This is a genomic window from Bradyrhizobium sp. USDA 4516 (genome assembly GCF_054055915.1).
Genome location: NZ_JBSRXT010000001.1, coordinates 7,994,468 through 8,017,723 on the forward strand (window position 1 = coordinate 7,994,468; position 23,256 = coordinate 8,017,723).

Here is a 23,256-nt window from a genome sequence, read left to right on the forward strand (position 1 = left end):
CGTTGCTCGACCTGGCATAATCTCGTCGCGTTTAGTGCTCCGCCGCCGACTGAGCCTCCGGTCCCAGGATCCATTCCCTGAACGCCGCGATCTTCGGAAGCGACTGCCGGTTGTCGGGACAGACGAGATAGTAGGCGAACTCCTCCAGATGCGCAGTCTCGAGCAGCTGGACCAGTTCACCGCTCGCGATCTCATTTGCCACCATCGCGGCCGGCAGCAGGCCCGCGCCTTGCCCTGTCAGCACGGCCTTCAGCAGAAGGCCGCTGTCATCGAACGAGGGTCCGCGCGGCGTGCGAACCTCCGCGATGCCGTTGGCCTGAAACCACAGGCTCCAGCCCTTGCGATCGGCGTCATGCACCTGCGGCCAGCCCGCGAGTTCGCCCGGAGATGCCGGCCGGCCAAGTCGCTCAACCAGCGACGGCGATGCCACCGCCACCATCTCCACGGTGACGACGCGGTCGCTGCGCAGCCCCGGATAGCGGCCAAGGCCGTGGCGCACCGCGACGTCCACGCCGCTGCGCGAGAAATCGACCACTGTGTTGCTGGTGACGATCTGCAGATCGATCTCGGGATGCGCATCCTGGAACGAGGCCATGCGGGGCACCAGCCAGGCCGACGCAAAGAACGGCGTGACGCTCACCGTGAGCGTACCGACATCGACCGATGCCGCGACGCGGCGCGAGGCATCCGCGATCTGGCGAAACGCGTTGCGGATCGACGGCAGATAGTCGCGGCCGGCGTCGGTGAGATAGATGCCGCGCGGAACCCGCTCGAACAGCTTCACGCCGAGATCGGCTTCGAGCGTCTTGAGCATCTGACTGACCGCGCCCGGCGTCACGCATAGCTCCTCGGCCGCGAGCTTCACCGAGAGATGGCGAGCAGCGGATTCAAACGCCTTGAGCGCGTTCAGGGGTGGAAGCCGGCTTTCCATATTTAGATTTTCTAATCTGAATTGCCCAGCAAATCTGGTTTGCCAACTCGGCGTCCCGGGCGCCTTATCAGCTTAATCCGATGCTGAAAGCCGCGTCAATGCAGAGAAAGTCGAAATCATGGAACTTAGATTTTCTAACCTTCTTTGCCGCTCCCGACGGCTCCGTTTTCTTGATGGAGCCAAGCCATGACTGAGGTCGCAAGCAAGCTCGGCCTCCGCGAGATCGCTGCCGGCGGCCAGACCGGCCTGCTGGACTTTCAGTGGCTCGAAGCCGGACGCGGCCACATCCGCGGCCGCTTCGAGATTGCCGCAAAACACTTCTCGCCGCACGGGCTGCTGCACGGCGCAAGCATCGTCGCATTGGCCGATACCGCATGCGGGTTCGGCTGCCTCGCGTCGTTGCCGGACGGCGCCATCGGCTTCGCCACCGGAGAGTTGAAGACCAACTTCATCGGCGCCGCGCGCGAAGGCGGCATGAGCTGCGAGGCGCGCCTCCTTCACGCCGGGCGCTCCACCCAGGTGTGGGACGCCGAGATCCGCACCGAGGCGACGGGCAAGACCATCGCGCTGTTTCGCTGCACACAGATGCTGCTCTACCCGCCGAGCAAGGCCGGTGGTCATGCGGCACAGGGAGAACGATCATGAGGAATGCCGTCATGCACGCCGGTTATCAACGCGCCAAGCCGTTCTACGGCTGGTACGTCGTCGCAGCAGCCTTCGTCGTGACGCTGATCGGCTTCGGCAGCGCCTACACATTCTCGTCCTTCGTCGAGTCCCTGCAGCGGGAGTTCGGCGCCTCGCGCGGCTCGGTGTCGCTGGTGTTCTCCTTCGCTGGCTTCCTGTATTTCGGCCTGGGGATGATCTCCGGTCCGCTTGCCGATCGCTGGGGCGCACGCAGGCTCGCTGGCCTCGGAATGGCGCTGGTCGGTCTCGGCATGGTGCTGGCGGGACAGGCCCAGACCATCCTCCAAGTCTATGCCGCCTATAGCATCGGGATCGGCGCCGGCGTCGGTTGCGCTTACGTCCCGACCTTGGGCGCGGTGCAACGCTGGTTCGTCAGGCGGCGCGGTTTTGCGTCGGGCCTCGCCGTCAGCGGGATCGGCGTCGGCACACTGGTGATGCCGCCGCTCGCGACCTGGCTGATCACGAGCCTCGGCTGGCGCGATGCCTATGTCGTGCTGGGCGTTGTCGCCGCCGTCGCCGGGATCGGTGCATCGCTGCTGATCGCGGACGATCCGCGCCGCTACGGCACCGGACCGGACGGCGATCCGCTTGAGGCGGTTTCGGGCGCGCCGCTCCGCCAGGGCGTCTCGATCCGCGGCGCGGTGAGGACCGCGCGCTTCGCTGGGCTCTATGCCGCCTGCCTGATCAGCGCGTTCGGCGTATTCGTGCCCTTCGTTCACCTCGTGCCCTTTGCAGTCGATCATCGGGTGGCGCCGACGCTTGCCGTGCTGCTGCTCGGGATGATCGGGGTCGGAAGCACGGCCGGCCGGTTCCTCCTCGGCGGCATCGCCGACCGGGTCGGCCGCGATGCATTCCTGGTCGCGATGTATCTCGGCATGGCCGTCTCGCTGGCAATCTGGGCGATCGCCGGCACCTTCTGGTCGCTCACGGCCTTCGCGCTGCTGTTCGGCCTGTTCTATGGCGGCTGGGTCGCGATCCTGCCCGCTGTCGTCACCGACCATTTCGGCGGCCGCAATGTCGGCGGCATCATCGGCATCCTCTACACCAGCGTCGCGGTTGGCACGCTGCTGGGCCCGAGCGCCGCCGGCTTCGCCTACGACATCAGCCACAGCTACTTCATTCCGGTGGCGATCAGCGCGGCCGCCAACCTCGTCGCCGCCCTCATTGCAATGGCGACCATGCGAACGGCCTCGCCGATCGCCTCGGTTGAGCAGGCGTGAGGCCCTCATGACGGTCGGTGACCCCCGTGCTACGCTCGGAGATCACCGCCCCATCGTTTCGAGACCTCCGTGATCGCTCGCCTCGCCATGACCAATGCCTGGACTTATCGGCGAGCCGACAGGGAAGACATCGTTGAGCTGGCATCGTGGCGCGGCGCCGGCTCGCTTGGCCTCAAGCCGCACTTCCATGACGAGAACCAGATCGTGCTGGTGCTGTCAGGGTCGCGCGCCTTTCGCATCGGCGGCGCGACCGTCACCGTGCCCGCCGGCCATGCCGCGCTGATTCCGGCCGGAATGCTGCATGCGCCGATGACGATGTCGGACGAGGAAACGGTCTGCCTGAACGCCTACGTTCCTGCCGGCCGCGTCTGCTCATCGGTGCGGATCATCCGTTTCGGGCAGCGTTGGCGGAACGTCGACGAGATCTCGCCTGGGCACGTCAGCGAGATCGCCGACGACATCCTGTCGTGCGCGCCGTCCCACCCCGCCGGGTGCACCGACAAGACGAAGATCGGCATCACGCTGACCGAGAGCGTCGCGCCGATCGGAGCGATTGCCGCCGGCTTCGGGCGAAGCCGCGAAGGCTTCAGCCGCATGGTCAGCCGCGAGCTCGGCATCCCGCCGCATACCTTCCGTCTGCTGGCCCGGCTCAATCTTGCCCGGCAATTGCTGCGCGCCGGCGCGCCGATTGCGGCAGTCGCGGCCGATGCGGGCTTTTCCGACCAGAGCCACCTCACCCGGCTGTTTCGCCGCACCTTTGGCACGACGCCGGGCGTCTACTGGCGCGGCTGAAGTGACGTCACAGACGTTCCAGACCGATTGCCGCATCGCCCGCTAGCCTGCTCACCCTGAAGAGGGTGAAGGATGGATACCCAGACAAGTCTTCTGCTGCTGGCGGCCGGGGTCGCCGGAGGGATCATCAATGCACTGGCGGGCGGCGCCACACTCATCACCTTTCCGGCGATGCTCGCTGCGGGCCTGCCGGCCGTCATCGCCAACGCGTCGAATGCGGTGGCGATCTCGCCGGGGCATTTGATCGCGGCGCTCGCCGATCGCGGCAAGCTGCCGCCGCCGACGCGGCGCACGATCAGCTTCGTCGTGATCGCCACGGTGGGCGGCGCGGTCGGCGCCGGCGTGCTGTCGCTGCTTTCCGAGCGGCTGTTCCTGCTGCCGGTGCCGGCCTTGATCGCATTTGCAACGCTGTTGTTCGGCTTCGCGCCGCAGATCCAGGGATGGACCGTCGAGCGCCACAAGGCCGCGGCCTTGCCCTCGACCAGCGCGAGCGGTGCTGTCCTGGGATTGTCGTGCATCTATGGAGGCTTCTTCGGCGCCGGTCTCGGCGTCATCCTGACCGCGGTGCTGTCGATCACCGAGCCCGGCGACATCAGGGCGATCAAGGCGTTGAAGAACCTGCTCGCGACCTGCGTGTCGCTCGCTGCCACATTGATCTTTGTCTTGCAGGGAGCAGTGCGATGGCCGGAGACCCTGGCGATGCTGCTCGGCGCCATGGTCGGCGGCTATGCCGGCGGTTTCCTGATCCGGATCCTTCCCGGCCACATCGTCCGGCAGTTCGTCATCGTGGCCGGAGCGCTGATGACGGTGGTCTACGCGGCGCGATACTGGTTCTAGGTGGAGCGAGGGAGCCGAGGCTCCATCGATATCGGTTGGCTTAGTGCGTCGTCATCCAGGCGCGGGCTTCACGCTGGGCGACCGCGATCTCGACATCGGACATCTGCTCGGCGACTTCGCGGCGGTGCGCGATCGCGTCAGTACGTCCCTTGAGCGCCGCCAGGTTGAACCATTTGTGCGCCGCGACGAGGTTGACCACACCGGAGCGGCCGCTCGCCCAATACATACCACGTTCGAACAGCACGTCCTGGATCGCCGTTGCGGCAACCGGGACAGCGCTTTCCTGATCGATGACCCCCTGAAACATTCTCATTCCCCTTTTTGTTGCTGGCCGCCCTCCCCCGAGCGCGGCCCCCGTCCACTGTTGAAACTACCCTGTCATTCCCTGGCTGATCTTTGATCATGCCCGGGCTGATCTCTTGATCCTCGGGATCACCGCGTGCCGTTTGCCGGCTTGTTGGGATGATCATGGCCCATCAAATTTGAAGAGCGGTTTAAGTATCGCGATGAACGGGATGTAAATCGGCGTCGCCGAGGGCGCATCGAGGAATCGCAGAAGTGCCTGTGCCGCAGGCACTTCCTTGCATTCGTGAACGCCGGTTTACCCTGGTGTTTGGGACAACGATAACCATGGCGGACATTGGCCGCGGCGCCGGCGGGTCCCACCAGGCAATCAGTTTCGAAATTGACGGAGGGGCGGCGCGACCATGGACGAGCCGCGGAGCGGCGTGCGGTCGGGTGCACAGACAAAAGCAACGCGAGGCCGTCAGGCCCAGCGTCGATCCGAAACGGGGATGGATGGGGAAAGTGGCTGCCGGGCGCGGACTGCGCGGGCCGCCGGAACGAGGGGGTCGGCGAACACGTCAGGACCAGATTTCAGCTCGGCATTCTCGCCGGTGAAATTGCGGAACCAAGCGGGCTCCGCACCGAACGAAGAAATCTCTGTTTCTTCTGCCGGACCGGTTTTGGGAAGGTTGCCCTCTCCGAAATTCGATCCAGCCGTTTGACCTGATGTCTCGCCGACACCCTCTTTCGTCAGCCAGAGCCTTGGGGGTGGGATGTGCCTCTCAGCAGTCCGTCCGCTGGCTCTCGCGACGTGCCGGCGTCAAGCCGCCGGCAATCCTCTCGAGGCGAGAGGCTTACTTCTTCTTGGCGACCTTGCGGGTCTTCTTCGCAGTCTTCTTCACTGCGCTCTTCGCCTTCTTCGCCTTCTTCGCCTTCTTTGCCTTCTTAGCCATGTTGCCCTCCAGTATGTGAGATGGCTCTACTTCGCTGCGTGCACTCGGGAATCGATATGCACTACTTCCCGAATACACCAACAGACCGAAAAAAACAGTGTCCCGCTTAAGGAAGTGTTGACGCAGCGGTGGCAACGCGCACCGCGCGCGCCGCCGTTCAAATCGACACTTCATTCACGCGACGATGCAAGAAGTGCAACAGCCGCCGACATCGGCATTTGTCAACGTTGCAGGAAATGCCTTCTGTTGTAGGCTTTTCTTGAATTCGCATTGAAGCGATCGACGCGAGATCGTCGTTGCGCTGAGTCGCGAGCGAAGACGAAAAGCGGCACGTCGCCGACGCCGAGTCGTAATTTTTGGCAACGAAAAAATTTTCGTGGGAAAGACGGCTTTTGCCTCGTTTGAGGTCATCCGAACCGGATTTGCGAACGAATCGCGGCTTCTGCGATTCGGCGCCGGTGGCGCCGGCGCCACGAACGGAGGGTGTGAGGCAGGATCACGCCACGTTCACGCGCGCGCGACGACACCGAAGGTGACGGCAAAGGAGCATGCAAGGGAGCATGATCCGGCTGGATCATGCTCCAAGGACAACATCATTGTCCTGTTGTTCAGATGCCGAGCTTCGACTTCAAGAGGTCGTTGACCGCCTGCGGGTTCGCCTTGCCGCCCGACGACTTCATCACCTGACCGACGAACCAGCCGACCAATTGCGGCTTCGCCTTCGCTTGCTCGACCTTGTCGGGATTGGCCGCGATGATGTCGTCGACCACCTTCTCGATCGCGCCGAGGTCGGTGACCTGCTTCATGCCGCGCGCCTCGACAAGCGCGCGCGGATCGCCGCCTTCCTGCCAGACGATCTCGAACAAGTCCTTGGCGATCTTGCCGGAAATCGTTCCCTCGCCGATCAGGTCGACGATCGCGGCGAGCTGCTCCGCCGACACCGGCGAGGCTGCGATCTCGACGCCTTCCTTGTTGAGACGACCGAACAATTCGTTGATCACCCAGTTGGCGGCGAGCTTGCCGTCGCGTGCCTTGTCGGCAAGACCCGACAGCACCGTCTCGTAGAACTCCGCGCTCTCGCGCTCGGCGACCAGCACGCTCGCATCATAGGGCGACAGGCCGAAGCCCGTAATAAAACGGGACTTCTTCTCGTCCGGCAGTTCCGGCAGCTGCGCCTTGAGATCGTCGACGATGGCCTGGCTGAACTCGAGCGGCAACAGATCGGGATCGGGGAAGTACCGGTAGTCGTGCGCCTCTTCCTTGGAGCGCATCGAGCGGGTCTCGCCCTTGTTCGGGTCGAACAGCCGGGTTTCCTGGTCGATCGAGCCGCCGTCCTCGATGATCTCGATCTGACGCCGCGCCTCGTACTCGATCGCCTGGCCGATGAAGTTGACCGAGTTCATGTTCTTGATTTCGCAGCGGGTGCCGAACGCGGTCTCGCCGTAACGGCGCACCGAGACGTTGACGTCGGCGCGCAGATTGCCCTTCTCCATGTCGCCGTCGCAGGTGCCGAGGTAGCGCAGGATCGAGCGCAGCTTGGTGACGTAGGCCTTGGCCTGCTCGGCGTCGCGGATGTCGGGCTTGGAGACGATCTCCATCAGCGCAACGCCGCAACGGTTGAGGTCGACATAGGACATCGTCGGCGACTGATCGTGCAGCAACTTGCCGGCGTCCTGCTCCAGGTGCAGCCGCTCGATCCCGATCGTGACGCTGCGGCCGCCGTCGAGCTCGAGCGACACCTCGCCCTCGCCCACGATCGGCGACTTGTACTGGCTGATCTGGTAGCCCTGCGGCGAGTCCGGATAGAAATAGTTCTTGCGGTCGAACACCGAACGCAGGTTGATCTTCGCATTCAGCCCGAGACCGGTGCGCACCGCCTGGCGGACGCATTCCTCATTGATCACGGGCAACATGCCCGGCATCGCGGCATCGACGAGCGAGACATGTGAATTGGGCTCGCCGCCGAACGCGGTCGATGCGCCGGAGAACAGCTTCGCGTTCGAGGTGACCTGGGCATGGATCTCCATGCCGATCACGACCTCCCAATCGCCGGTGGCGCTCTTGATCAGTTTGTGCGGGGCGGCAGATGCGGTCATGGATCTCGGTTTCCGGATAAAGGATATCTGGGATGGATTGGGCTTCGCGCAACCAATCGCGCCAGTCAAGCCGCCTTACAGTCCCCTTGCAGCCCGCTGCCGTCGCCTGAGGCGGGGTCAGAGCCCGCGCCGGAACTGCTGGTAGGCCTTGCTCGAGCGCAACGCGTCGGCGCCGCCCGCGATCAGCTGGTCGACCTGCTCGGGCGGCAGCGACAGCCGCGTGGGGATGGCGTTCAGGATGCCGGCGCGGTCCGGTCCAAGCCGGTCGAAGCCGAGCCGCTCGACATAGATCGCGACGTCGCCGCATTTCCAGCCGGCGCCGACGCCGAGCCGGCTGCGCTCCGCCGCCGACAGCCCGCAGCGCCAGCGCTTCAGCTTGCCGGACCAGTCCTCGGCGAGCGCCGTGAAGGCGGCGTAGCTGGAGCGCACGCTGGCATCGATCGCGGTGTCGGCGGCCGCGGACACCAGTTCGACGCCGCTCGGCCCTTCGAGCGTCTGCACGAAGTCGCCTGAGATGCCGCGGCCGGCGTCGACCACCAGGAACAGGATGCGCTTCAGCTTGGCTGCCTGCCGCTCGTTCAGCGGCTCGTAGGGACGCTGCGCGGCGAGCAAGCCGATGCTCAGCCCCGACAGGCCGTAATTGTCGACAAGGCCGCCATCGAGCAGCTTGACGTAGCGCATCGAGCCGTCGCGGTAATGCGCCTGGGCCTCGGCGTAGGCGCGCAGCAACGGCTGTGCGTTCGGATCGTTGCGCACCCGCTCGAGCCAGGCCGGCAGCGGCGCGGCGCATCCACCGGGATAGGTTTGCAGCACGATCGGGGCGAATGCCAGCGGCACCGCGGCGGATGCCGCCACCGCTTCGGCGACACGATACGATCTGATGTCGCTGCACAAGGCATCGAACGACGTCTTGCCGAACACGAACGGCGTGCGGTTATAGATATCAGACGCGTTGATCCAGACCCGCGGCCGGCGATCGTCGGCCAGTGCGTCGAACCGCGCGCCGTCGAACAAATTCTGATCGAGCCAGTCGGTGAACTGGCTGTCGTTGACGCCGCCGCCGAGCGCGCGCCCGATATTGCCGAGCGAGATCCGGGTCTTCAGTCCCTCCTCGGCGTTGCGCAGCAGGAAGCGCTGGCGAAAATCGTCGAGCGCCGCGCGGCGCTTCAATCCGAAATAGGCGGCGGTGACCGATCCGCCGGAGACGCCGGAGACGAAGTCGACGCGGTCGAGCAGCGTCTTGGTGCCCGCCGCACTCGAACGCGTGTGGTCAAGCTCCTCCAGCACGCCGAAGGAAAACGCCGCCGCGCGGGTGCCGCCGCCGGAGAACGACAGCGCGAGCAGCAGATCATCTTCGTAGGCCGGAATGTCGCGAGCGCTGCTGTTGTCGGCGAGCGCGGCGCCGAGCGGCACATTGCCGGGCAGATTGTAGACGGAGGCGCAGCCGGCAAGGCCCGCCGCAACCACGGCCACCAGCATTGCTGACAGCCATCCCCCTATGCCCGACCCACGCACGAATACTCTCTTTTGCCGCTGGCCCCCGCCCGGTTCCATTAGCCTATCACGGCCAATCTGGGCGGCGGCATGGCGGCCGAAACAAGGTTAATGCTCGCGGTGCCTCCGCACCGGCGCCCTTTAGCCGCGCTGCGCCAGCAGCGTGGCTACGATCCGCTCCCACTCGGCCTCGAGCGTGTCCTTTGCGACCGGCTGGCCGGCTCGGCGATACCAATAGCCGGCATTGCCGAGATCGCCTTCGACGCGATGCAGATAGGCATGCACCCAGGCCGAATTGGCGTCGCCCTCATCCTGCACGATGCGGTGCGCCTGGTCCCAATCGCCCTTCTTTGCCCACCACAACGCGGCGAGCGGCGGCGACAGCGCCGCATCGGGCGCGGTGTTAGCGAGACTGGCGCGGAAATCCGCCATCGCTCACCACCATCTAGGCGCCGTGAACCGGCCGGCCGCCTGCTCGATCACCTCGCCGAGCGAGAACAGCGTCTCTTCGTCGAACGGACGGCCGATCAACTGCAGGCCGAGCGGCAGACCTTGCGTGTCCTTGCCCGCGGGCACGGCGATGCCCGGCAGGCCCGCCATGTTCACGGTCACCGTGAAGATGTCGTTGAGATACATTTCGACCGGATCGGCGCCGCCCTTCTCGCCGATGCCGAACGCTGCCGACGGCGTCGCCGGCGTCAGGATCGCGTTGACACCCTTGGCGAAGCAGTCCTCGAAATCCTTCTTGATCAGCGTCCGCACCTTTTGCGCACGCAGATAATAGGCATCGTAGTAACCGGCCGACAGCACATAGGTGCCGATCAGCACGCGGCGGCGCACCTCGTCGCCAAAACCATCGGCGCGGGTGTTCTCGTACATCTCGATGATGTTCCTGCCCGGTTCGCGCAGCCCGTAGCGCACGCCGTCGTAGCGCGCAAGGTTCGACGAGGCCTCCGCCGGCGCCACGATGTAATAGGCCGGCAGCGCATATTTGGTGTGCGGCAGCGACACCTCGACGAGTTCGGCGCCGGCGGCCTTCAGCCACTGCGCGCCCTCGCTCCAGAGCTTTTCGATCTCGGCCGGCATGCCGTCGAGCCGATATTCCCTGGGGATGCCGATCTTCATGCCCTTCACGGACTTGCCGATCGCGGCCTCGTAGTCCGGCACGGCGATGTCGACCGACGTGGTGTCCTTGGGATCGTGTCCCGCCATCGAGCGCATCAGGATCGCGGCATCGCGCGTCGAGCGCGCGATCGGGCCGGCCTGGTCGAGCGAGGATGCAAACGCGACGATGCCCCAGCGCGAGCAGCGGCCATAGGTCGGCTTGATGCCGACGGTTGCGGTGAACGCGGCGGGCTGGCGGATCGAGCCGCCGGTGTCGGTCGCGGTCGCGCCCATGCAGAGAGCAGCCGCCACCGCCGAAGCCGAGCCGCCGGACGAGCCGCCCGGCACCAGCGTGGTGTTGGAGCCCTCGCGCCGCCACGGGTTGGTGACCGGGCCGAAGCACGAGGTCTCGTTCGACGAGCCCATCGCGAATTCGTCATTGTTGAGTTTGCCGAGCAGCACTGCACCGTCGCGCCACAACTGCGAGGTCACCGTCGACTCGTAGGGCGGAATGAAATTGCCGAGGATATTCGAGCACGCAGTGGTCCTGATGTCGCGGGTCGCGAACAGGTCCTTGATGCCGAGCGGGATGCCGGCGAGCGGTCCGCCCTCGCCTTTTGCAATTTTCGCGTCGGCGGCCTTGGCCATCTCGCGGGCACGGTCGGGCGTCTCGAGCACATAGGCGTTGAGCACGCGCGCGGCTTCGATCGCGGCGAGATGCGCATCGGTCAGTTCGCGGGCGGTGAAAGACTTGCTCGCCAGGCCCTCACGGGCCTCGGCGATCGTCAGCGATGTCAAATCAGTCATTTATTGATCGGGCTGCAGAAGAACGGAGACAGGGTCTTGTCGTTGGCGGGGTCGTCATGCCGGGCTTTGGCATTTTCGTTGGCGCGGGCGGCGTCAAGCGCCTCGAGATGGTCGAGCACGGCGTCCATCGCCGCGTTGGGATCGGCGACCTTCCCCTTGCGCTCCATGGCATCGAGGAAGTCCATATAGGCCTTGTAGGCCTTCTCATCGTCGCACAGCAGACACATTGAACTTTGTCGCTTTTGTTTGACGCGTTTTCTTCACGCGAACCGGTATCCACTTCGCTCGAAAACGCGATGTTTGCGTTACTCGACCACCTTCGGCACCAGGAAGAAGTCGTTCACGCTGTCGGGCGCGTTGCGGACAATGACGTCGGCGATCTCGCCGTCATTGACCACGTCGGCGCGCTTCTTCATCTCCATCGGCGTCACCGAGGTCATCGGCTCGACGCCGTCGATATTCACTTCCGACAGCTGCTCCACAAAGGCCAGCATCGCGTTCAGCTCGCCCTGGAGATGGGGAACTTCGGCGTCGCTGACCGCGATCCGCGCCAGATGCGCGATGCGGCGGACGGTCGTGGCGTCTACGGACATTATATAGGGCCTCGGGGCTGAAAGGTCAGCCTGCCGTATAGCAGAGGCCGGTTTTGCGCCGCAACCGCGCGAATTTGCCCGCCCAACGGGGCTTTGCGCCCATCCGGCGACCGGGCAAGACACCCTGCCACGCATTCCGGCTGCGAAACGCACGACGAAACCAGTTCGCGGCCACCGCGACGTCGTCCCGAAACATTCACGGCGCCTACTCCACCAAACAGAAAAGTTCGGAGCGCGTCATGTCAATGCTCAACGGCAGCCCCCGCCCGGAGGGCTGGGACCCCGCCCTCTGGTCGATCGGCACGGCGCTGGGGGTCGCGATCCTCTACGTGGCCTGCCTGGTCTGAACGAGGCCGCGCGTCAGGCCTGAGACAGAGCCGCCATCCGCGCCAGCGCGGCGCCGGCGAGCGCGCGGGTCAATTCGGCCGCCGGCACCTCCTTGCCCATCCGCACTGCCTGCCCGGCCCATAGATTGGTGAAATCGACCTTGCCCTGTTTCTCGGCAGCCGCCTTCAGTGGTCCGAGCGCGGTCGCGGCGTGTGGAAACGCCGGCGCATCCGGCGAGATCGGCCCGACCTCGCGCATCACGCGGTTGGCGACGCCGCGCGCCGGGCGTCCGGTCATCACATTGGTGATGACGGTCGATTCGTCGCTCGCTTGCGCCAGCGCGACACGGCCCTGCGGGGTTACCTTGGATTCCGGGCAGCGCAGATAGGCCGAGCCGATCTGAACGGCCGCGGCGCCGAGCGCGAATGCCGCCGCGATCCCGCGCCCGTCAGCGATACCGCCGGCCGCGACCACCGGCACCTTCACCGCATCGACCACCTGCGGCAACAGCGAGAACGTCCCGGGCTGCTCGGAAATATTCTCGGTCAGGAACATGGCGCGATGGCCGCCGGCGTCGGCGCCCTGCGCGATGACGACATCGGCGCCGTTCTCTTCCAGCCAGATCGCCTCCTTCACCGTGGTCGCCGACGACATCACGATCGCGCCGGCCGCCTTCACCCGCTGCAACAGCTTCGGCTCCGGCAGGCCGAAATGGAAGCTGACCACCTCGGGCTTCAGCTCCTCGACCACGGCGCAAAACGCCGCGTCGAACGGCGCGCGGTTCGCCGCGTTGATCGGCGCATCCGGATCGAGGCCGAGCTCGTGATAGTAAGGCGCGAGCAGCTGCCGCCATGTCGCTTCATGCGCGCGATCGGTCTCGACCGGCGTGTGGCAGAAGAAGTTCATGTTGACGGGCGCCGAAATGCGCTGACGGATGATATTGACCTGCTCGCGTGTCTTCTCGGCCGATAGCATCGCGCATGGCAATGAGCCGAGTGCGCCACCCTCTGCGGCTGCGATGACAAGCTCCGCATCCATCACGCCCGCCATCGGCGCCAGTACGATCGGGAATTCGGTTTTGAAGAGATCAGTTAGACGTCGATCAGGCCACATTCTTCTTGCTCTTGAACTGGTTGTTGTTGGTTTTGAACCCTCTCCGCAAAAAGGGAGAGGGTCGGTTCGATACGAAAGCCAGCGAGCGGAACTATCACCGATCGCTACGGATTCAAGTCTCTTATGCGATGCGCGTTCCGATTCACGCCTTTTCAGGCAGGAGCCGGCGCCTGCGCAGGGTTGAGCACGGAGTTGCGACGTCCACGCAGAATCTGTTCGGCCTCCAACGTGATCCTGTCGACAATCTCGGCCGCCGGCGGAACGTCGTGGATCAGCCCAACCGCTTCGCCCGCGATGACGGCGGCGACGTCGAAATCGCCGCGCGCCTTGGCCTCCGCATAGTCGGCGGCAACCTTCTTCACATTCTGGAGCAATTCGACCTCACGTCCCGTCCAGCGCTGGACATGATCGTTGACGAGACAGCGCCCGTTGAACGGAGCCGGCCAGACATTGTTGCGTGACAGATCGAAGACGATGCCACGCACCGTCTCACCGCTCTTGGCGGCACAGACCCGCCGCTTCGCTTCGTCAGCGATCTCGGCTTCCTGGCTCGCGTAGAATCGTGTGCCGAGCAGCACACCGGAGGCGCCGAGCATCAGCATGGCGGCAAGACCGCGGCCGTCCGCGATGCCGCCGGCGGCAACCACCGGGACACGCCCCGCGGCGAGATCAACGATCGCCGGCACGACATCAAGAGTGGTTCGCGACGCGCCATGACCGCCGGCCTCGGTCCCCTGCGCGACGAGGACGTCGGCGCCGGCATCCAGTGCGTCCTGCGCCATCTCTTCGTCCTGCACCTGGCAAATGAGGCGCGCACCGGCTTGCTTGATCCGCGGTCCGAACGGCTTCGGATCACCGAACGACAGCATGATCGCGCGCGGTTGTGCTGCAAGCGCGACGTCCAACACCTCCGGCTGCTTCGCCATGCACCAGGTGATGAAGCCGATGCCGAACGGGGTCGTCGATTTCCGGAGCTTCGCCGTCTCCTGCTCGAGCCAAGGCCGGTCGCCATAGCCCCCGCCGAGAATGCCAAGGCCGCCGGCGGCGCTGACCGCAGTCACGAGCCTCGCGCCCGCGACCACATCCATCGGTGCGAGCAAGATCGGTTGTCGGATTCCCAAAAGCGCTGTCAGCGGCGTGTCGATCGACATGGCGTTCCTCCGGGGTTTGTGGACAACCAGACTAGGTCGGGCTAACATTCTGTGAAAATGAATACTAGAGAACGCTACCATCTCTAAATCAGAACGGTGATCCCAGATGGAATTGACCGACCTCCTCACCTTTTCCACGGTCGCGCGGCTCGGCGGCATCACCCGGGCCGCCGACGAGCTGAACACGGTGCAGTCGAACGTCACCCAGCGCATCAAGGCGCTGGAGGCCGAGATCGGCACCGCGCTGTTCGAGCGCCACAGCCGCGGCATGTCGCTGACCGGCGCCGGCCGCCGCCTGTTGCCCTATGCGCAGCGCATGGCGGCGCTGTCGCGCGAAGCCGTGCTCGCCGCGCGCGACGATGGCGAGCCGAAGGGTCCGCTGTCGATCGGCTCGATGGAAACCACCGCCGCGGTGCGGCTGCCGACGCTACTCGCCGAGTTTCATCGCCGCTATCCGGCGGTGCGCCTGACCTTGCGCACCGCGCCGACCGCCGACCTCGTTGCCGCCGTGCTCGATGGCTCGCTCGACGGCGCCTTTGTTGCCGGCCCGATCGAGCATGCCGAACTGTCAGCAACATCAGCCTTCACCGAGGAACTGGTGCTCGTCACCGCGCAGCGCTGGAAATCGCTGGCCGCCTTGCGCGCCGGCACGCCGGAGTCGGGCCCGACCGCGCTGGTGTTCCGCACCGGCTGCACTTACCGGCAGCGTCTCGAACAGGTGTTTACCGAGTTCGGCTGGCCGTCGGCCGTCCGGTTCGAGTTCGGCACGCTCGACGGCATGGTCGGCTGCGTCGCCGCCGACATGGGCGTCACCCTGCTGCCGCGCGCCGTCGTCGAGCGCGACCATGTCCAGCGCGACATCAACATCCACAAGCTCAATCCGCAGCATGCGCATGTCGAGACGCTGTTCATCCAGCGCCGCACCGCGCATCAGTACAGCGCGTTGCAGAGGTTGGCCGCGTGCCTCGGTGGCGACGAGCGGGTGATCGCCGCCTGACCGGCTTTTTCGCATGGACGCCACGGCAGTGCCGGGCTTTGCCTCGGCGCGCGGGCGCGTGCTAAGCGCTAGCGCCATGCCCGCCCCCATCCTTCCCCTGATCGAAGCTGCGCCGCACTGGCCCGAGCGCGGCGCGCTTGTCGGCCTCGACCTCGGGACCAAGACCATCGGCGTTGCCGTCTCCGATCCGGACCGGCGGCTGGCGACCGGCGTCGAGACCATCCAGCGCAAGCAGTTCAAGCTCGACGCGGCACGGCTGCTCGCGATCGCGGCCGAGCGCAACGCCGTAGGCTTCGTGCTCGGGCTGCCGATCAACATGGACGGCAGCGAGGGGCCGCGCGCGCAGTCGACCCGGGCATTCGCCCGCAACTTCGCCGGCCTCACCCCCCTTGCGATCGGGCTGTGGGACGAGCGGCTCTCGACCGCGGCGGTCGAGCGCGAGCTGATCGGGATGGACGTCAGCCGCGCCCGGCGCGCCGAGGTGATCGACGAGCACGCCGCGATCTTCATCCTGCAGGGTGCGCTGGACCGGCTCGCGAAGCTGCGCGGGGAGCGCTGACCATGGCCGTGGTGATCGCGGCGCTGCTGCCGGTGTTCCTCTTGATCGTGCTCGGCTTCGTCCTCAAGCGCACGCTGATGCCGCTCGATACGCAATGGCACGGGCTGGAGCGGCTGACCTATTACGTGCTGTTCCCGGTGCTCCTGGTGCAGACCCTGGTGAAGGCCGACCTGACCACGGTGCCGGTCGCGGGCGTCGGCGGCGCGCTGCTGCTCGCGGCGCTGGTGATGTCGCTGTTCTGCCTCGCGCTGCGCGGCCCGCTGGCGCGCGCTGGCGTCGACGGCCCCGCCTTCACCTCGATCTTCCAGGGCGCGACCCGTTGGCAGACCTATGTCGCGCTTTCGGTGTCGCGCAACCTCTATGGCAGCACAGGCCTTGCCCTGGCTTCGGTCGCGATGGTCGCGATCATCCCGCTGGTCAATGTCTTCAGCGTCGCCGTGCTGGCGAAATATGCCTCGTCCGAGAAGCGTTCGACCGGCGCCATCGTGATGACTGTCGTGCAGAACCCGCTGATCTGGGCCTGCGTCATCGGGCTCGTCATCAATGTCGCGCACATCCCGCTGCCACAGATCTGGTATGACGTCGCCGACGCGCTCGGCGGCTCGTCGCTGGCGATCGGCCTGCTCGTCACCGGGGCCGGGCTGCATCTGGAAGGCATCTTCCGGCCCAGCCTCGCCGCCAGCGCGGCATTGGTGCTGAAACTCGTGCTGATGCCGGCGCTGACCGTCGCGCTCGCGGTGTGGTTCGGCGTCACCGGCTCCAATCTCGCCATCGTCGCGGCCTGCGCCGCGGTGCCGACCTCGCCGTCAGCCTATGTGCTGGCGCGCCAGATGGGCGGCGACGCGCCGCTGCTCGCCCAGATCATCACGCTGCAGACGATTTTGGCCGCGATCACGATGCCGGTCGTGATCGCCGCAGTGGGGCTTTAGAGGGCGTACCCAATCGGCCTTGAATAGCGCCGCGCGATCGGTCGCTACCAGACTTCGCGATAGTTCGCGAACTTGCGCAGGGTCTTGTCATAGCGGGCCGGTACGATCCAGGGCAACAGGAGCCTGAAGATCGCGTTCGGAAGCGGAGAGCGAAGCCGCACATAGAGGTCGAGCGGATCGAGGTCATGCCGCATCCGGAATTTCGGTTCGTAGCTGAGACCCGTGCTTCGAAGCCACCTGTAACCGTTGGCGATCGCCCAATTCATCATGTCGCGAATGGTGTAGTAATAAAGATGAAGGTCGAGTGCGACAGCATAGTCGAGCCCGACATACTCCCAGAACAGACTGTCGCCTTCGACCATGCAAAGGCTGAAGGCGATCACCTTCCCGCCACGGCGCCAGATGAAGAAGCGGACCTTGTCCTTCATGTCGCTGCCGAGCCGGCGGAGATAGTCGGCTGTCAGTTTCTCGAAACGGAATTTCGAGCGATCGAAGACCTGCAGGTAGAGCGGATAGATCTCGTCGACGGCATCCCTTGCGTCGTCGGTGACGGTAAGAGCTATGGTTTCACCGTCGGTTGCCTTGAATTTCTTGCGGAGCTGCCAGCGTGCCGATCGCGGCAGCGCATTTTGCATGTAGGCATCGAAGTCGTCATGCTCGATATTGAGCGCCGTCATCGGCATGCTCGGCGCACGGGCGAAGCCGCGCCGGACAAAGCAATCCAGCACCGGCCGGTAGCGCGCAGGAAATTCCTTCAGGACGATGAGTTGCGCCCCGCACGATCGGGCGAGCGTGACGATTTCGCCGCAAAGAATCTCGGCGATCTTGCCGGACGGCACCGTGCTTGATCCGGCAAGATGCCCTTCACCGGCGAAGCATCCGATCATCAGGGTTCGCATTTTGAGAAACCTGGGAATGAAGCCTCGGATGCGCGCCAGCAGCGGCTGCCATTGCGCTCCAAGTCCTTCGAGAACGTCCTGGTCGAGAAGAAAAAACGGCTGGACGGCATGGAGACAGCCTGCCCGGTCGATGATCGCGAAGTACCGGTACTCGACACGCTCGCGGAGCGTATCCTCCAGGATTTCGTAGTAGCGGTGATCCTTGCGCAGGTCGGCGAAACTGGCCTCCCAAGCGGGACAACCGGCGATTTCGTCGCGCGTCACGATCTTTACGCGAAACGGCGCTGTAGCAGCCGCCGCGTCCGCTACGCTTGTTGTATCAGCCAGACTGACTGCGTCTGACGCCAACGCAATGCTCCGGGTGATGAAAACTCTTTCAATACAGTATCAATGTACCTGATTTGGCCGCGGCCTCCTGTGCCATCCGCGCAACAAGTCATTACTTTCGAAGTTGCGTCTCTTTCGAGGCCCCGTCGGCGCCGAGCGGCGCGCCCTCCCGCAATAGACCGGCCCGCCGGTCCCAGCGACGTAGCACCACAACTCGCCCTTGCGCTTCAGCAAGAGCGAAGGCCCGCAACAATTGCGCGCGGCTCGTAGACTTATGTTGATCGCCGCTATTTCCCGGTCGAACCGGCGAACGCCGTATCGAGCACATCCCCGATCGGCTGCCAGCTACGGCCATCGAACTGAAGCAACCGCAATTGCTCGACCGGTCGGAACTGAGCGGTGTTGATCTTGATGCCGGGGAGCAAGGCGGACGCCTGATAATCCCTGAGCGCCGCGGCCTGCTTCATGACGTTCTCGCGCGACAGGTCGTTGCCGCATTGCCTGAGCACCTCGACCATCGTTTCGGCGGCGGCATAGCCGTAGACTGCGGCCGCGTCATCCTTGCCGCCGGCTTTGGTATACTTGTCCAGGAAGCTGTACCAGGCGCCCTGCTCCGCTCTCCAGGCCGGATCGCTCGCATCCTTCAGGAACGCGGCGGTGATGACGCCGGTCGCATTCTCCGTGCCGGCCCGCTTGAGCACCGTCTCGATCGATGACGCCATCTGGTTCACGACGAACACCGGCCGCCAGCCGTGGTCGGCCGCCGCGCGGATCACCTTGGCGGCATTTTCCGGTACTCCGGCAAACACGAAGACCTCGGCGCCAGATTGCTTCAGGATCGAGACGTGGCCGTCCAGGTGCTGATCGTCGACATCATAGGCGATGTCGACCCTGATGTTGTGGGCGACGTCGCCCAGCCCTTGCACCAGTCCCTTGAACAATTCGCGCCCGAACTGGTCATTCTCCCAAAGCGCCACGATTTTCTTGCCGGGATAGAAAGCCTGGATGTAGTTCGCGTAGATGCGTCCCTCCTCGCGATACGAAGGCTGCCAGCCCATGGTCCACGGATAGGAGGCCGGCTCGCTGAGCTCGTGATCGCCGGAAGCAACGAAAAGCTGGGGGATCTTCCGTTCGTTGAGATACTTCCGCACCGCGAGATTCCCCGGCGTGCCGAACGAACCGAACATCAAGAGCACATTGTCGGTTTCGACCAGAATGCGCGTGAGATCCATGGCGTTGGCGGGATCCGACAGATCGTCATAGGACATGAAGCGGATCTTGCGGCCATTGATGCCGCCGCGTTCGTTGATCATCTCGAAATAGGCGGCTTCCGCCTTGCCGATCTGGCCGAAAATCTCCAGCGCGCCGCTATACGGCATGACATTGCCGATCCGGATTTCGGTGTCGGTAACGCCCTGGTCGCGCACCTGCTGCGTGATGGCGCCGAGAGACGCCAGCGCAACGACGCTGGCCAGGATTGCTCGGATCAAGATAGCCATGAGAAGAGCTCGCACGACGGCAGCCGCCGCTGCCTGGTTTCAGTCCGGCCCGCGCTCATTCATTGATCCAGATCATAGCACTCGGACGGGATGCTGGCATCCCCTTCGTCAACCTTCCGATGGGCGGCGATGCGCCACTGCTTGTTCCGGATCATCGCGCTGCAGACGGCTCCGGCGGCCATCACGTTGCCGATCGTGTCGTCGCGATGGGGCGTTAAGCGTAAGGGCCTATCATGAAGCAGCTGACTATGTTCAAGGCCGAGTGAACGATCACAGTCAGCCAGGTCGAATTACTGCGCCAACGAAAGTAGCCCAGAGCGAGGCCGAAAATGAATAGACAAAAACGATAGGACCAATCGTACTGCGTGTGGTTGAGAGCCCAAACCAGTGATGTCAAGACGATGGCACCGACTGGTCCGAGGAAGGACTGCGACCATCCTCGAAACAAAAAGCCGCGGAAGACAAACTCCTCCATGATCGGCGCGGCCAAGCAGCAGCCGATCAGGAAGGTGAGCAAGCCAACCCGCCCCTGCACGTTCAGATTGGGAGCGGCCCGACTCGTGTCTGCTCCTACGAAAGCTAGAAAACAGCTCTCCACAATCAGCAGAACTGCCGCGATGGCCAATGCGAGAAAAAGCTCTCTTGAACTGGGCCAATTGAGCGCAAGGTACTCGGAAAAGCCCCGATCGAGCTTGCGGACGGCGACCCAAAGCACCGCAACAGCGGCTGGACTTCCGAGCACCAGACCTGCACCCTGCCAGCGTCCCTCGAGCCCGGCCTGAGCAATCGGGATTGTCCCATACTGCGCGTGCATAAGGACAAGAACACCAAGCCCTCCCGTCAGAAGAAACGCGCCGTAGGCGAGAAGGCCAACAAGCGTCGTCTCCAGGAAATCCCATACCCGCGGCGATTTCGCCGAAGCCGGGACCGGCGCGTTGGCATTCTCGAAGTTCGACATATGGGATTCTTCTGCAACAACGTTGCAGCGAAGGTGGGGCTAGCTTCAACCTAGCATAGAGAACTCTCAGCCCGCCAGCCACCAGGTCTGGATCGTCGCCGCGAAATTGTTCAGCCCGTGCAGCAGGATGGTCAGCCAGGTCGATCCGGTGCGGAAGCGCAAATAGCCGAACAGGAGGCCGATCGTCAGCACCTGGCAGAGGAAGAACCAGTCGTACTGCAGGTGCATCACCGTCCAGACGATCGACGACAGCAGGATCGCGCCATAGGGTCCGAGCGCGGATTCCGACCAGCCGCGGTAGAGCCAGCCGCGCGCGAACAGTTCCTCCCAGAGCGGCGCGGCCACGGCGAAGGCGATCACCAGGAGCCACAGCGCGCTGTGCTCCTGCGCCGATTTCAGCACGTCGCCCATGAAGCCCGGCGACACCTCGCGGCCGGCGGCGCGGGACACCATGTCCCAGGCTCCGACCAGCACGACGAGCGCGACGACGCCGATGATCACGTTCTTCCACGACGTCCCGCGCAGCCCGAGGTAAACGGCGAACGGGATCCGGGTCCGGCGGATCGCGAACCACAGCACCAGCAACACCATCGGCAGGCCGGCGAGGACCGAGAGCGAGATCGTCAGGCCGTCGGCGACCACATGGGTGATGCCGGCCGTCGACACCTCCCCGCCCTGCGCGACGATGCGCCAGACGATGACCGTGACCTGGCCGACGAACATCGCGGCGAAGATCAACAGGCCCCACAGCGCGGTGCCCCAGAATTTCCAGACCCGCGGGGGGAGCGGTGGCGGTTCGATCGCGGCAGTCGCGTCTTGCGGCGTGAGAGAATCCATCAGCGAACCTCGGCTCTATCAATTCGTCATGGCCGGGCTTGTCCCGGCCATCAACGTCTTTCCTTGCCCTGTCGAAGCAAAGACGTGGATGCCCGGCACAAGGCCGGGCATGACGGTGGTCAATGTGGTCATGGCAGCGCCCGCGCCAGCAGCGCGTGCTGATTGGCATCGGATAAGTCCACCGCGCCGTACATGCCGGCGTGGCGTTCGGCAAGCTGTGCCACCGCGAACAGTTCGGCGTTTTTCGGCGAGACCTGGTTGAGCGCCGCGGTTGCCGCCAGGAGCGCCAGCTGCTCGACTGCAAGCCGCGCGACGCGCTCGCTGTCCGGCCGCCGGAACGACTGCCCGATCGAGGCAACAGCCTCGGCGGCGCCGGGCAGGCCCCTGGTCTCCTCGGCGAGCGCGCGCAGCACCGCGAGCGCGGCATCGGCCTCGCGGCCGAGCGCGCGCAGCACGTCGAGGCACATCACGTTGCCGGACCCCTCCCAGATCGCGTTGACCGGCGCCTCCCGGTAATGGCGCGCCAAAATGCCTTCCTCGACATAGCCATTGCCGCCGAGGCACTCCATCGCCTCATAGAGGAAGCCGGGCGCGCTCTTGCAGGTCCAGTATTTGATCGCCGGCGTCAGCAGCCGCATATAGGCGGCCTCGCCCGCATCGGCCGGCGCGCGATCGAAGGCACGGCAGAGCCTCATCACCAGCGCGATCGACGCCTCGACATGCAGCGCCATGTCCGACAGCACCGCCTGCATCAGCGGCTGGTCGGCGAGATGCTTCTGGAACACGCTGCGATGCCGCGCGTGATGGAGCGCATGCGCCAGCCCCGAGCGCATCAGCCCGGCGGATGCGATCGCGCAATCCTGCCGCGTCAGCTGCACCATCTGGATGATGGTGCGGATGCCCTTGCCCTCCTCGCCGATCAGCTCGGCATAAGCGCCGTGGAATTCGACCTCCGACGAGGCATTGGAGCGGTTGCCGAGCTTGTCCTTCAGGCGCTGGAAGTGGATCGCGTTGACCGTGCCGTCGGACGCAAAGCGCGGCATGAAGAAGCAGCTCAGCCCATTCATGGTCTGCGCCAGCACCAGGAAGGCGTCGCACATCGGCGCCGACATGAACCATTTGTGCCCGGTGATGCGCCAGGCCCCGCCGTCGCGCTCGGCGCGCGTCATGTTGGCGCGCACATCCGTGCCGCCCTGCTTTTCCGTCATGCCCATGCCGAGGGTCATGCCGCGCTTGGTCCACCACGGCGCAAAGGTGGGATCGTAGGCGCGCGTTCCGATCACCGGCATCGTCTTCGCCAGAATGTCCGGCTGCGAGGCCAGCGCCGCGACCGAGGCGCGCGTCATCGTGATCGGGCAGAGATGGCCGGTCTCGACCTGGGAAGCGATGTAGAACTTTGCCGCACGCACCACCTCGGCCGCTCCGCCGGCCGGCTTGCCGTCGGCGCTCCAGGTCGAGTTGTGCACGCCTGCATGCGCGGAGTGCGCCATCAGCTCGTGATAGGCCGGATGAAACTCGACCTCGTCGCGGCGATTGCCCCTGGCATCGAACAAGCGCAGCTTCGGCGTGTTCTCGTTGGCGATGCGGCCGCGCTCCGCCATCGCGTCCGAGCCCCAATGCTTGCCAAAATCCGACAGCTCCGCCGTTGCCGCCGCCCCGCCATTGGCAGCGACTGCCGCGGCGAGCGGCACATCCGCCGTGAACAGGTCGACATTTTCGAACGGCGGCGACTGGTTGAAGACGTCGTGGGTGGCAAACGGAGCCTGCGTCATGGTCTCCTCGGCAACTGGTCTGCACGCATGCGGCCTGGACAACCGGCCTCTTCCGGCCGGGATCACGGGCCAGCCGCGGCGCAATGGAATCG

23 protein-coding genes are annotated in these 23,256 nt (G+C 65.0%); 8 read left to right on the plus strand and 15 right to left on the minus strand.

Annotation, left to right across the window (positions count from 1 at the left end):
* Positions 1-31 precede the first annotated feature (31 nt).
* On the minus strand, positions 32-931 hold the full coding sequence (gcvA, locus tag ACVI1L_RS36935; protein ID WP_057020764.1) for a transcriptional regulator GcvA: 900 nt from the start codon (positions 929-931) through the stop codon (positions 32-34).
* Between the two features lie 186 nt (positions 932-1,117).
* Between gcvA and ACVI1L_RS36940 the strand changes: the two genes are divergently transcribed.
* The 4 genes from ACVI1L_RS36940 to ACVI1L_RS36955 all read left to right on the plus strand — a co-directional run bounded on the left by ACVI1L_RS36940 (position 1,118) and on the right by ACVI1L_RS36955 (position 4,464).
* Entirely contained in the window at positions 1,118-1,576 is a 459-nt protein-coding gene (locus tag ACVI1L_RS36940; protein WP_456785094.1) for a PaaI family thioesterase, read from the plus strand.
* Entirely contained in the window at positions 1,573-2,835 is a 1,263-nt protein-coding gene (locus tag ACVI1L_RS36945) for an MFS transporter (RefSeq protein WP_456785095.1), read from the plus strand. The genes ACVI1L_RS36940 and ACVI1L_RS36945 overlap by 4 nt, the downstream gene beginning before the upstream one ends.
* A 69-nt stretch (positions 2,836-2,904) precedes the next feature.
* Positions 2,905-3,627, plus strand: coding sequence for a helix-turn-helix domain-containing protein (locus ACVI1L_RS36950; RefSeq protein ID WP_456785096.1), 723 nt, complete (start codon positions 2,905-2,907; stop codon positions 3,625-3,627).
* Positions 3,628-3,699: 72 nt separating this feature from the next.
* Positions 3,700-4,464 (plus strand): sulfite exporter TauE/SafE family protein, encoded by a 765-nt coding sequence (locus ACVI1L_RS36955; RefSeq protein ID WP_456785097.1) that lies wholly within the window; start codon positions 3,700-3,702, stop codon positions 4,462-4,464.
* Positions 4,465-4,504: 40 nt separating this feature from the next.
* On the opposite strand, the gene ACVI1L_RS36960 is transcribed toward ACVI1L_RS36955, so the two are convergent.
* The 9 genes from ACVI1L_RS36960 to ACVI1L_RS37000 form a co-directional block, all read right to left on the minus strand.
* Positions 4,505-4,771, minus strand: coding sequence for a hypothetical protein (locus ACVI1L_RS36960; protein WP_057020768.1), 267 nt, complete (start codon positions 4,769-4,771; stop codon positions 4,505-4,507).
* 1,539 nt (positions 4,772-6,310) lie between these two features.
* On the minus strand, positions 6,311-7,798 hold the full coding sequence (gene gatB, locus ACVI1L_RS36965; protein ID WP_456785098.1) for an Asp-tRNA(Asn)/Glu-tRNA(Gln) amidotransferase subunit GatB: 1,488 nt from the start codon (positions 7,796-7,798) through the stop codon (positions 6,311-6,313).
* Between the two features lie 117 nt (positions 7,799-7,915).
* Positions 7,916-9,277, minus strand: a complete 1,362-nt coding sequence (locus tag ACVI1L_RS36970) for a patatin-like phospholipase family protein (RefSeq protein WP_168858152.1) — start codon at positions 9,275-9,277, stop codon at positions 7,916-7,918.
* 156 nt (positions 9,278-9,433) lie between these two features.
* Positions 9,434-9,724, minus strand: coding sequence for a hypothetical protein (locus ACVI1L_RS36975; RefSeq protein ID WP_456785099.1), 291 nt, complete (start codon positions 9,722-9,724; stop codon positions 9,434-9,436).
* 3 nt (positions 9,725-9,727) lie between these two features.
* Positions 9,728-11,203 (minus strand): Asp-tRNA(Asn)/Glu-tRNA(Gln) amidotransferase subunit GatA, encoded by a 1,476-nt coding sequence (gene gatA / locus ACVI1L_RS36980; protein WP_253623789.1) that lies wholly within the window; start codon positions 11,201-11,203, stop codon positions 9,728-9,730.
* Positions 11,200-11,430: a hypothetical protein gene (locus tag ACVI1L_RS36985; RefSeq protein ID WP_456785100.1), complete on the minus strand. Its 231-nt coding sequence runs from the start codon at positions 11,428-11,430 to the stop codon at positions 11,200-11,202. The genes gatA and ACVI1L_RS36985 overlap by 4 nt, the downstream gene beginning before the upstream one ends.
* Positions 11,431-11,508: 78 nt before the next feature.
* Entirely contained in the window at positions 11,509-11,796 is a 288-nt protein-coding gene (gene gatC, locus ACVI1L_RS36990) for an Asp-tRNA(Asn)/Glu-tRNA(Gln) amidotransferase subunit GatC (protein WP_168858153.1), read from the minus strand.
* 360 nt (positions 11,797-12,156) lie between these two features.
* Complete coding sequence (locus tag ACVI1L_RS36995; protein WP_456785101.1) at positions 12,157-13,236, minus strand: NAD(P)H-dependent flavin oxidoreductase; 1,080 nt, start codon at positions 13,234-13,236, stop codon at positions 12,157-12,159.
* 152 nt (positions 13,237-13,388) lie between these two features.
* Positions 13,389-14,525 carry an NAD(P)H-dependent flavin oxidoreductase gene (locus ACVI1L_RS37000; protein WP_456785102.1) on the minus strand — a complete coding sequence of 379 codons (1,137 nt, stop codon included), beginning with the start codon at positions 14,523-14,525 and terminating at the stop codon, positions 13,389-13,391.
* Here ACVI1L_RS37000 and ACVI1L_RS37005 point away from each other — a divergent pair.
* From ACVI1L_RS37005 to ACVI1L_RS37015, 3 genes are all read left to right on the plus strand, one after another.
* Positions 14,494-15,384 carry a LysR substrate-binding domain-containing protein gene (locus ACVI1L_RS37005; protein ID WP_456785103.1) on the plus strand — a complete coding sequence of 297 codons (891 nt, stop codon included), beginning with the start codon at positions 14,494-14,496 and terminating at the stop codon, positions 15,382-15,384. The two genes, ACVI1L_RS37000 and ACVI1L_RS37005, sit on opposite strands and share 32 nt — an antisense overlap.
* 76 nt (positions 15,385-15,460) lie before the next feature.
* On the plus strand, positions 15,461-15,943 hold the full coding sequence (ruvX, locus tag ACVI1L_RS37010) for a Holliday junction resolvase RuvX (RefSeq protein WP_456785104.1): 483 nt from the start codon (positions 15,461-15,463) through the stop codon (positions 15,941-15,943).
* Positions 15,944-15,945: 2 nt separating this feature from the next.
* A complete protein-coding gene (locus ACVI1L_RS37015; protein WP_168858155.1) occupies positions 15,946-16,872 on the plus strand; it encodes an AEC family transporter in 927 nt (308 codons plus the stop codon).
* Between the two features lie 44 nt (positions 16,873-16,916).
* Here the strand turns inward: ACVI1L_RS37015 and ACVI1L_RS37020 are convergent, their stop codons facing one another.
* Positions 16,917-17,711, minus strand: coding sequence for a GNAT family N-acetyltransferase (locus ACVI1L_RS37020; protein ID WP_456785105.1), 795 nt, complete (start codon positions 17,709-17,711; stop codon positions 16,917-16,919).
* 18 nt (positions 17,712-17,729) lie between these two features.
* On the opposite strand from ACVI1L_RS37020, the gene ACVI1L_RS37025 reads away from it, so the two are divergent.
* The gene (locus ACVI1L_RS37025; protein WP_456785106.1) at positions 17,730-18,113 is read left to right on the plus strand and encodes a hypothetical protein; all 384 of its coding nucleotides are present in this window, start codon (positions 17,730-17,732) and stop codon (positions 18,111-18,113) included.
* 272 nt (positions 18,114-18,385) lie between these two features.
* Here the strand turns inward: ACVI1L_RS37025 and ACVI1L_RS37030 are convergent, their stop codons facing one another.
* From ACVI1L_RS37030 to ACVI1L_RS37045, 4 genes are all read right to left on the minus strand, one after another.
* A complete protein-coding gene (locus tag ACVI1L_RS37030) occupies positions 18,386-19,597 on the minus strand; it encodes an ABC transporter substrate-binding protein (RefSeq protein WP_456785107.1) in 1,212 nt (403 codons plus the stop codon).
* 214 nt (positions 19,598-19,811) lie between these two features.
* A complete protein-coding gene (locus tag ACVI1L_RS37035; protein ID WP_456785108.1) occupies positions 19,812-20,555 on the minus strand; it encodes a CPBP family intramembrane glutamic endopeptidase in 744 nt (247 codons plus the stop codon).
* A 66-nt stretch (positions 20,556-20,621) separates the two neighbouring features.
* Entirely contained in the window at positions 20,622-21,392 is a 771-nt protein-coding gene (locus ACVI1L_RS37040; protein ID WP_168858158.1) for a CPBP family intramembrane glutamic endopeptidase, read from the minus strand.
* Positions 21,393-21,520: 128 nt separating this feature from the next.
* The gene (locus ACVI1L_RS37045) at positions 21,521-23,164 is read right to left on the minus strand and encodes an acyl-CoA dehydrogenase family protein (protein WP_456785109.1); all 1,644 of its coding nucleotides are present in this window, start codon (positions 23,162-23,164) and stop codon (positions 21,521-21,523) included.
* Between the last annotated feature and the right edge of the window lie 92 nt (positions 23,165-23,256).

Bases quoted from the DNA above. Each gene is read 5' to 3' on its own strand.
- gcvA (WP_057020764.1), bottom strand. From the start codon at position 931: ATGGAAAGCCGGCTTCCACCCCTGAACGCGCTCAAGGCGTTTGAATCC.
- ACVI1L_RS36940 (WP_456785094.1), top strand. From the start codon at position 1,118: ATGACTGAGGTCGCAAGCAAGCTCGGCCTCCGCGAGATCGCTGCCGGC.
- ACVI1L_RS36945 (WP_456785095.1), top strand. From the start codon at position 1,573: ATGAGGAATGCCGTCATGCACGCCGGTTATCAACGCGCCAAGCCGTTC.
- ACVI1L_RS36955 (WP_456785097.1), top strand. From the start codon at position 3,700: ATGGATACCCAGACAAGTCTTCTGCTGCTGGCGGCCGGGGTCGCCGGA.
- ACVI1L_RS36960 (WP_057020768.1), bottom strand. From the start codon at position 4,771: ATGTTTCAGGGGGTCATCGATCAGGAAAGCGCTGTCCCGGTTGCCGCA.
- gatB (WP_456785098.1), bottom strand. From the start codon at position 7,798: ATGACCGCATCTGCCGCCCCGCACAAACTGATCAAGAGCGCCACCGGC.
- ACVI1L_RS36970 (WP_168858152.1), bottom strand. From the start codon at position 9,277: ATGCTGGTGGCCGTGGTTGCGGCGGGCCTTGCCGGCTGCGCCTCCGTC.
- ACVI1L_RS36975 (WP_456785099.1), bottom strand. From the start codon at position 9,724: ATGGCGGATTTCCGCGCCAGTCTCGCTAACACCGCGCCCGATGCGGCG.
- gatA (WP_253623789.1), bottom strand. From the start codon at position 11,203: ATGACTGATTTGACATCGCTGACGATCGCCGAGGCCCGTGAGGGCCTG.
- ACVI1L_RS36985 (WP_456785100.1), bottom strand. From the start codon at position 11,430: ATGTGTCTGCTGTGCGACGATGAGAAGGCCTACAAGGCCTATATGGAC.
- gatC (WP_168858153.1), bottom strand. From the start codon at position 11,796: ATGTCCGTAGACGCCACGACCGTCCGCCGCATCGCGCATCTGGCGCGG.
- ACVI1L_RS36995 (WP_456785101.1), bottom strand. From the start codon at position 13,236: ATGTGGCCTGATCGACGTCTAACTGATCTCTTCAAAACCGAATTCCCG.
- ACVI1L_RS37005 (WP_456785103.1), top strand. From the start codon at position 14,494: ATGGAATTGACCGACCTCCTCACCTTTTCCACGGTCGCGCGGCTCGGC.
- ruvX (WP_456785104.1), top strand. From the start codon at position 15,461: ATGCCCGCCCCCATCCTTCCCCTGATCGAAGCTGCGCCGCACTGGCCC.
- ACVI1L_RS37015 (WP_168858155.1), top strand. From the start codon at position 15,946: ATGGCCGTGGTGATCGCGGCGCTGCTGCCGGTGTTCCTCTTGATCGTG.
- ACVI1L_RS37025 (WP_456785106.1), top strand. From the start codon at position 17,730: ATGCCCTTCACCGGCGAAGCATCCGATCATCAGGGTTCGCATTTTGAG.
- ACVI1L_RS37030 (WP_456785107.1), bottom strand. From the start codon at position 19,597: ATGGCTATCTTGATCCGAGCAATCCTGGCCAGCGTCGTTGCGCTGGCG.
- ACVI1L_RS37035 (WP_456785108.1), bottom strand. From the start codon at position 20,555: ATGTCGAACTTCGAGAATGCCAACGCGCCGGTCCCGGCTTCGGCGAAA.
- ACVI1L_RS37040 (WP_168858158.1), bottom strand. From the start codon at position 21,392: ATGGATTCTCTCACGCCGCAAGACGCGACTGCCGCGATCGAACCGCCA.
- ACVI1L_RS37045 (WP_456785109.1), bottom strand. From the start codon at position 23,164: ATGACGCAGGCTCCGTTTGCCACCCACGACGTCTTCAACCAGTCGCCG.